The following is an 8,239-nucleotide window of genomic DNA, read 5'->3' as shown; positions in this document are numbered from 1 at the left end:
TGTCACCTTTCCGGCTCAGGCCAATTTACAGAAGGAATGGTGCACTCCCGACAAGGCGGTCTACCAGGCCAAGCGCGACGGGCGCAATCGAATCCAGCTGGCACGCGCAGCCTGACGTAATACACACAGCTCGGTATCAATCCGGCCCGAAAATAGACGCTTTTCGGGCGGCCAAAGCGCCTTCGCGCCGCCAGGGTCCGCGCAGCCATCGAATACAGTCCACGAGCGCGGCTATTGCGATCCCGGCGGATTGCCGCGTTCGCTAATTACCGGCGCGGGTATCGGCGTGAAGCGCCCGGGTCGATTCGAACTTGGCTTTCTGCGTGTCGTCGGCCGGCGTTTGATAGCGCTGTTTGAAGTCCGGATACGGCATGCCGTAGACATGCTCGCGCGCCTCGGCGTCCGTGATCGACGCCCCGCGTAGTTCGGCTTCGGCGCGATACCATTTCGACAGGCAATTGCGACAGAAACCTGCCAGATTCATGAGATCGATGTTCTGGACATCGCTGCGCTGTTGCAGATGCTTGATCAAACCACGAAAGGCCGCGGCTTCGGCTTCGATACGGGTCTGTTCGTCCATGAGTCAGCTCTTTGGGGTTAAGACGTGCCCGCGCCGCGTCAAAGCGCCATCGCGACACGATAAACATCGATTATAAAGACAGCGCCGCCGGCAGCGGTGGGCATGACCTTCGCTAGCGCGCTGTTCGTCTAAGCGCAGCGACAGCTTCAGCCAGCGCGCGTACCGACTCCGGCGCACAGCCTTCGGCCTTGTTATTGATGGTCACGAACGCCGGCTGGCCGTGGTCGACCGTGCCCGCGATCACCCGTGCAAGGGTATCGCGAGTGTGCGGATCGGGGTCGACGAGTTGATCAAACGGCGCATAGCGCTCGCGCGCGGCCTCGTAACCATAGTCGCCGTGGCTCGGGTTGAGATTCCAACGACACACGAACGGCCCCGGCCAGAGCTGGCGCAGAATCGGCAACTGTGCGTCCGGACTGGGCATGCGTGGATGCAGCCCCAGACAATACGTCGCACCGTGGGCCTTGAGCGCTGCCACGAACGCCGGCGTCAGCCATTGCGGATTGCGCACCTCGACGGCCACCACCGCCTCGGGCACCCGCGACTCGACCTCGCGCACGGCCTGTAACAAGACGCGCAGCCGTGCGATCGCAGGGCCGATATCGGTCAACAAACGGCCTGGCAGCGGGCTGATCTGAAAAACCAGTGCGCCAAGCTTGTCGCCAAGCCCTGCACTCGCAGGCGCCACGAATTGTCGCCAGGCCAGCTCGGGATCGAGAAAATCGGGGTTTGCCGCCACCCCCTGGCCACCGGTCTGACGAACGAGCGCATCGGTCACCTGCGCGGGCGCTTTAACCACGAAACGAAACCCGGCCGGTACCTGGTCTGCATAGTTCGCGTACTCGTCCACGCCGAGTGGTCGATAGAAGCTGCGATCCAGGCTGACGGCACCAAACAGCGGATGGCGCGCATAGGCAGGCAAACCCGTCCGGGAAAGCTGCTTTTCGCTATACAGTCGATCCCACACCCGATTCGCCCAACCGGGGAAATGCCAGGACGACGTGCCCAGGCGCAATCGTTGCGGCAGGTCGGCGGCCAGGCGTTCGAGCTCGGCATCCGGCGTGGCGGCGCCGACCCCGCCCGAGGCCGGCGCCACATCGCCAAACAGCGAGCCGGTATGTGCGTCGTCGGCGTTCATGCTCGTCGATCAGGCATGCAGCGAGGCCCATACGCTCGACCCTGGCGACGCCCGGCATGCATCGGTTTCAGCCGCCCTCGCGGCCGGTATAGCGCTCGAAGTTGGCCATGCACTCGTCGAAATGGTCTTCGAACATCTTGCGATACTGGGCCGTGAAATATTCAATCGCATTGTCGCGCTCTGCGGCCATGTCGTGCGTGGTCTCGGCGGTCGCGGCCACCTGAAACGCGTTGAACCGGGCCGTGGCATACATCAGCGATGCGCTGACCTGCCCGGCCGATACGGTCTGCGACTGGCGGTTGGCGATATCGATCACTTCGTCCGCGCGGGCCCGAAAGGCCGGAGATAGGCTTTTCCCGCTCATGGGCGTTTTGCCTTCGAAAATAGTGAATGGCGGCGCACAGGATACCGGAGACAACCGTGCGTAAAACGCTTTCGTATCTGTCGTGGTATAGCGCCCTGCACGTGTATGCCACGCGTCCGGGCCGGCATCGAAAACAACGGCCCTGGCGTCTTGAGTTCGGCCATCACTGGCCAACGCCAGGAACATGTCGATAACTCAAGAATGACCGCGCGCCGCCGACAACGTAAAAAATCCAGCGCTGGCGCTCGCCATGGCATTCCAATATGACCTGGAAGATTTTCAAACGATCGCGGTCGGTGCCGCGGTGCTCGGTAGTGGCGGCGGCGGCAGCTATACCGACGCCTGCAATCTGATCGCCCAGCTGGGCGAAAGCGGCTGGTCGGGCACGGTCGACGTTCGCGACTACGACGCGACCACCGACGCCTGCGTGCTGGCCATGATGGGCTCGCCGGACGCGGCCGAAAACCTCACGCTCGACGCGATCAAACGCTGCATGGCGAACACGCGTCAGGCGTTCGAAACCGCCTGCGGCGCTTCGCCACGCGGCGTATTTGCAGTCGAAATCGGGCCGATCAATTCCACCGTACCGCTGATTGCAGCCGCGCTCAGCGACCATGCAATCAAATGGGTTGCCGACGCCGACGGCGCTGGTCGTGCCGTACCCCAGCTACAGCAGACGATCTACGCAGGCGCAGCCGGGCTGTCTCCCGGGCCCTGTGTGCTGGCCAACGACGGCGATGGCCCGGCGAATGTCGAGTCTGCATGCTTGAACGCCGCGAGCGCGGGCGCGATCGAGGCGTTGGCCGGCGGCATCGTCAACGCCTTCGGCAGCGATGCCGGCATCATGCTCTGGCCATCCATCAAGGCAAACGACTTCGCCCTAAAGCATCACTATTTGCCAGGTACACTGGAACAAACGCGCAAACTCGGCCAATATCTAAGACAGGCTGCAACACCTCCAACGACCGCAGCCGTTGCCGCGCAGATCAGCGGTATTACGGCACGTAACGCATCGGCGGTACTGACCAATGTCTATATTACCGACGTCAAGCAGGCCACGAGCAGCGCTTCGCTGGATGTCGGCATCCTCCGGCTCAGCGATCACCCGGACCCGGCAAAAAGCCGCCAGACGCACAGCATCTACAACATGAACGAGAATCTGATTCTCTATTGCAGTGAAGATGCGGCCCCGGTAGTCGTCGCCCCCGATTCGATCTGCTATTACTCCGAACATAGCGGGCGCGGTTTTTCCAATGCCTTCGACGATCTCGCGTCCTATTACGACCGTGCAACGCGTCAAAGCACCGGCGTGGCGGTAAGCGTACTCAAAATCGAGGCCGCCCCCGCCTTTCGTGACGCGCCGGGCGTAGCCGAAAGTTTCGGCGTCCTGTTGCGTGGCATCGGCTATGGCGGGCGGCTGATCAGCCGCGCCTAGACAGCCCGTCGTATGGACGAAGAAGAACTCTACCGCATACGGCTCGATCTGGCGCTCGAATGCAGTGGGCTCGATCTGTGGGAAAACGATCTGCTCACCGGCGAGGTCATATTCGGCCTTGATCGAGTCTTTTCCGACCTGGGCTACGACAGCGAAGAGTCGGCCGCATTCGTCGACGATATCTTCGGCCTCATGCATCCGGACGACAAACCGGCCGTCGAGCAGGCCCTGGCCGATCATCTGGCCGCGCGCACCGAGCGGTATTACAGCGAATTCCGTATTCGTGCAAAGTCGGGCGCCTGGGTGTGGTATGCCAACTACGGCAAGATCGTCGATCGCGAGGGCGACGAACCCGGGCATCGCTTTACCGGCGTGAGCTTCAATCTCGATATCAAGAAACGTCAGGAAGCCGAGCTCAAAGCACTCAACGAGAAACTGCGCAAACAAAACGCCCTGCTCGAGCGCATGAACGCCGAACTGCATGCCCTGTCCATCAGCGACTCGCTCACCGGCATCTACAACCGCCGACACCTGTTGCAGACCGGCGAAGACGAATTCATGCGTGCGCGCCGGCTCAAACACGAGCTGGCACTACTACTCATCGATATCGACTGGTTCAAGCGCGTCAACGACACGCTCGGCCACGTCGCCGGAGATCACGTAATTTGTGCAGTCGCCGATTGTTGTTCGCGCGGCACCCGCGCCCATGTCGACACCGTGGGCCGGATCGGCGGCGAAGAATTCGCCATCGTGCTACCCGAAGTCGGCCTGGCGCAGGCCCTCGATCTTGCCAATCGTCTACGCCGGGATGTCGCCGCCCAACCGGTGGCGGTGTCATCCAAGGAAACCGTCAGTGTGACCATCAGTACGGGGGTGGCGACCCTCTCACCTGAGTGCGAATCGTTTCACGACCTGATGGTACGTAGCGATCGTGCCCTGTATCGGGCCAAGGATACCGGCCGCAACCGGGTATGCGGGCCAGTTAGCAGCAGTTAACGCCAACTCGCCCGTACCGGCACCGGCGCTCGTCACCCCGCCAGCACCAGCCACAATGGCAATGTGAGCATGGCCACGGCGGTCTGCAGCGTTATCAAGGCCGCCATCAGTTCGGCGTCGCCGCCGAGCTGGCGGGCAAGAATATACGCCGAGGTCGCTGTCGACACGCCGGTGAACAACAGCACGACATCGCGGCTGACCGCATCCAGGCCGACGAGCCAGGCAAGGCCCATGGCGAGCGCCGGTACGATGGCCAACTTGACCAGACTCGACATCCAGAGTGCGCGCGAGCCGCGCCATAGATGCGCAGGCCTTAGCGCCACACCCACCGCGATCAACCCCAAGGGCAAGGCCGGCCGCCCCAGTAGCGCGAGTATCGGATCGCTCCAGCCGGGCAGGCCGATATGCGTGGCGTTGAGTGTAATGCCGACGATACAGGCCACGATCAGCGGGTTGCGCAGCAGTTCGAACAGGCTGCGTGCGAGACCGGTTCGACCGAGCGCGCCCACGCCGATGAAACAGGCAACACTCAACAGATTCACGGTCGGCACGAGCACGGCAATCACGACCGCCGCGGTGGCAATACCGGCCTGACCATGCAGAGCGCCCGCGCCGGCAATGGCGACATAGGTATTGAAGCGCAGGGCGCCCTGAAAAACGGAGGTAAACGCGGCCTCATCGTTTGCCACGCGACGGCGCGCCAGCCAGAGCCCGAGTGCGGCGGCGAGCGTCGCTCCGAGGCAAACCACGGCCAGTCGTATCAGCGGCACGCCGCTGATATCGGCGCGCGCCAGGGTATGCACTAAAAGCGCGGGAAAGAATACGTAGTAGACCAGGCGCTCAGCACGTGCCCAGAAGTCGCCGCCCGGATAATGGATACGGCCGAGCACCGCCCCGAACAGAATTAGCGCAAAAAGCGGACCGAGCGCATTCTGGATAGCGAGCATGGCGCCCAGCCTATTGACTCAAAAGCAAAGACCACGATTTTAACCCAGCATAAAACCCGGTGGTTTTTCGGGCTAATAACGCGCGGAGCCGCCGAGCCTTGTCAGCGCGAGGTATCCGAATCGCGCTGGCCCAGCCATTGCCGGGCAAACACCTCGGCGGGCTCCGGCATGCCCAGATAAAATCCCTGAACGCAATGGACCGGGTATTGGCGCAACGCCTGCAACTGGTCGGCGTTCTCCACGCCCTCGGCAACGACCTTCAGACCCAGCTCATCGGCCAGCCCACTGACCGCGGCCACGATTGCGCGGCTTCCCTGGCCGGTGAGCATCCGGGAGATAAAACTACGATCGATCTTGAGCGTGGAAACCGGCAGATCCTGCAAATAGCGTAGTGACGAATAACCGGTGCCGAAATCATCGATCGCCACGCCGCAGCCCAGTTCCCGCAGCGCCTGGATGATGCCGGTGGCCTGCTGGCTTTCATCGAGCAGCGTACTTTCGGTGAGCTCGACATCGATCAACCCGGCCGGCAAGTCGTGCTCGTCGAGTATTGTCTGCAGGCGCGCGGCCAGATCGTTCTGCCAGAACTGTTTCGCCGATAGATTGACCGCCACGGGTACGACCGGCACACCCGCGACGCGCCAGCGGTGTTGCTGGGCGGCTACGGCCCGAATCAGCCGCCGGCCCAGCGGCAGGATGAGCCCGGAGCGTTCGGCCACCGGAATGAAATCCACGGGTGCGACATCGCCGAACGACGGATGGTGCCAGCGCAGCAGCGCTTCGGCACCACGCAGGGCACCGTTGTGCGTATCGAAGATCGGTTGATAATGCACCGCGAGCCCGTCACCGGTTTCCGCGGTATCGCGTAGGGCGCTCTCCACGGCCAGGTGGTGATGCGCCTGCACCTGGGTTTTGGAATTGAACAGGCGATAGGTGTTACGCCCCTCCTGCTTGGCGCGATACATCGCGGCATCAGCGTTACGCATCAGATCGTCGATGCTGTCGGCGTCGTCCGGATAGAAGCTCACACCCAGGCTGCATCCGACCCGGAATTCATGACCCTCGATCTTGAACGGTGTACTGATCGCGCCGATCAGGCGATTGGCGATCAGCGACGCCTCACCCGGCTCGTCCAGATTCGGCAGCAAGACGATGAATTCGTCGCCGCCCAGCCGCGCCAGCGTGTCGTCTTCACGCAGGTGCGCCGCCAGACGCTGCGAGACTTCCAGCAACAGCTCGTCGCCAATCGCGTGGCCCAGGGAATCGTTGACCTGCTTGAAATGGTCCAGATCGATAAAGATGACCGCCAGTCGCTGGCCCTGGCGATGAGCATGGCGCATGGACAGCGACAGCCGATCCTCAAGCAGGCGACGGTTGGGCAGGCGCGTGAGCGCATCGTAGTAGGCCAGGCGTCGAACCTGCTCTTCGTTTTCGCGAATATGCGTGATATCGCTGAACAAGGCCGCATAGTTCGTGATCTCGCCTTCCTCGTCACGGATGGCGGTAATGGTGAGCAGTTCCAGATACAGCTGGCCGTTCTTGCGCCGGTTCCATATCTCGCCACGCCAGTAGCCATTGTGCTTGAGCGAGTGCCACATCCGCTCGTAGAACTCGGGCCCGTGACGCCCGGACGAAAGCACAGCCGGCGTGTGTCCGGCCACCTCTTCCTGGCGATAACCGGTCATGTGGGTAAACGCCGGATTCACGAATTCGATACGCGTGGCGGCATCGGTGATGATGATGCCTTCCAGCGAGGCATCGATCACGCGTTCGGCCAGTTCCAGATTGAAGCGCGACTGCGACAACGCCCGGTCGCGCTGGTCCAGGGCCTGACGGAGATCATCGCTATAGAAGCGCTCGCTGCTATCGAGCATCTCGCGAAAACCCAGTAGGCCGACCACCCGCGTCCGATCATCGACCACGGCCAGATGCCGCACCCGGTGGGCAATGAGCTGGTCGCGCGCATGAATGAGGGTATCGTGCGGAAACACCGTCAGCAGCGGCCGGGTCGCCAGGTCCCCGATCCGCGCCTGACCCGGGTGATCGGCTACAAAGCGCACCAGGTCGCGCTCGGTGATGATGCCCAACGCCCGCCCTGGCAACTCGACGACGGCTGCATCACTCTGGGTAGCGCGCATGCGCGCCGCCGTTTCACTCAGTGTGAGCTGTCCTTCGAGCACGAGCGGCGTGTCGCACATGGCATGGCGTACCTCGCGCAGCCGCAGATAGCTTTCGAGCCCCTGGTTGAGTACGGCATCGCTGCGCGACACGATGCCCACCGGCACACCGTCGGCGGATAGCACCAGTAGATGGTCGCGCTGTTCGCTGGCAAATCGCGTCGCCGCCTCGCCCACCGAGGCATCGGCGCCGATGGTCGCGATGGGTTGGCGCATCGCCTGGTCGATGGGCCGGCGCATCGCCGCGGCGTCGGCAAAATCGAGGTACAGGCAATCGTGCTCGGTCCATATGCCGACAGCTCGGCCATTTTCCATGACCAGCATCGAGCTGCAGCGACGCTCGGCCATGCGCGCCGCGGCCACATGCAAGGGGGTATTTCGCTCGCAGCTGAGAAGCCCCGTCTGCATCACGCGTTCTACGGGCAAATCCTGGTGCATGGTCAATCGGCTTGAGGAAACAGTGCGCCGCGCGAACGGCGCGTCTCGTAACTGCGTGCTCATTGGGGGCTACATCCATATATCCCCCTACCAATACCGGCCGCACCGCCATTTTCTTGAACGACCATCCAGGCATCGGCGCCGGGCCGGCATCGAGCGGCCGG

General features: G+C 62.7%; 7 protein-coding genes. 2 read left to right on the top strand and 5 right to left on the bottom strand.

What is annotated here, in order from left to right; all coding sequences use genetic code 11:
* Positions 1–262: 262 nt before the first annotated feature.
* The 3 genes from T5B8_RS18900 to T5B8_RS18890 form a co-directional block, all read right to left on the bottom strand.
* Complete coding sequence (locus tag T5B8_RS18900; protein WP_353180879.1) at positions 263–580, bottom strand: DUF1244 domain-containing protein; 318 nt, start codon at positions 578–580, stop codon at positions 263–265.
* Between the two features lie 112 nt (positions 581–692).
* Positions 693–1,718 carry a DUF72 domain-containing protein gene (locus tag T5B8_RS18895; RefSeq protein ID WP_353180878.1) on the bottom strand — a complete coding sequence of 342 codons (1,026 nt, stop codon included), beginning with the start codon at positions 1,716–1,718 and terminating at the stop codon, positions 693–695.
* Between the two features lie 67 nt (positions 1,719–1,785).
* Positions 1,786–2,082 carry a DUF3144 domain-containing protein gene (locus tag T5B8_RS18890; RefSeq protein WP_353180877.1) on the bottom strand — a complete coding sequence of 99 codons (297 nt, stop codon included), beginning with the start codon at positions 2,080–2,082 and terminating at the stop codon, positions 1,786–1,788.
* 250 nt (positions 2,083–2,332) lie between these two features.
* Here T5B8_RS18890 and T5B8_RS18885 point away from each other — a divergent pair, with 250 nt between their 5' ends.
* Together T5B8_RS18885 and T5B8_RS18880 are read left to right on the top strand one after the other, a co-directional pair.
* On the top strand, positions 2,333–3,517 hold the full coding sequence (locus tag T5B8_RS18885) for an S-methyl thiohydantoin desulfurase domain-containing protein (protein ID WP_353180876.1): 1,185 nt from the start codon (positions 2,333–2,335) through the stop codon (positions 3,515–3,517).
* Positions 3,518–3,529: 12 nt separating this feature from the next.
* Positions 3,530–4,513: a sensor domain-containing diguanylate cyclase gene (locus T5B8_RS18880; RefSeq protein ID WP_353180875.1), complete on the top strand. Its 984-nt coding sequence runs from the start codon at positions 3,530–3,532 to the stop codon at positions 4,511–4,513.
* 32 nt (positions 4,514–4,545) lie between these two features.
* On the opposite strand, the gene T5B8_RS18875 is transcribed toward T5B8_RS18880, so the two are convergent.
* Both T5B8_RS18875 and T5B8_RS18870 read right to left on the bottom strand, forming a co-directional pair.
* A complete protein-coding gene (locus T5B8_RS18875) occupies positions 4,546–5,460 on the bottom strand; it encodes an AEC family transporter (RefSeq protein ID WP_353180874.1) in 915 nt (304 codons plus the stop codon).
* A gap of 101 nt (positions 5,461–5,561) precedes the next feature.
* Positions 5,562–8,075 carry an EAL domain-containing protein gene (locus tag T5B8_RS18870; RefSeq protein ID WP_353180873.1) on the bottom strand — a complete coding sequence of 838 codons (2,514 nt, stop codon included), beginning with the start codon at positions 8,073–8,075 and terminating at the stop codon, positions 5,562–5,564.
* Between the last annotated feature and the right edge of the window lie 164 nt (positions 8,076–8,239).

Origin of the sequence: Salinisphaera sp. T5B8 (assembly GCF_040361255.1) — a bacterium.
Taxonomy (GTDB): domain Bacteria; phylum Pseudomonadota; class Gammaproteobacteria; order Nevskiales; family Salinisphaeraceae; genus Salinisphaera.
Note: the sequence above shows the minus strand (reverse complement) of the source record. Positions and strands in the feature narration are given on the sequence as shown.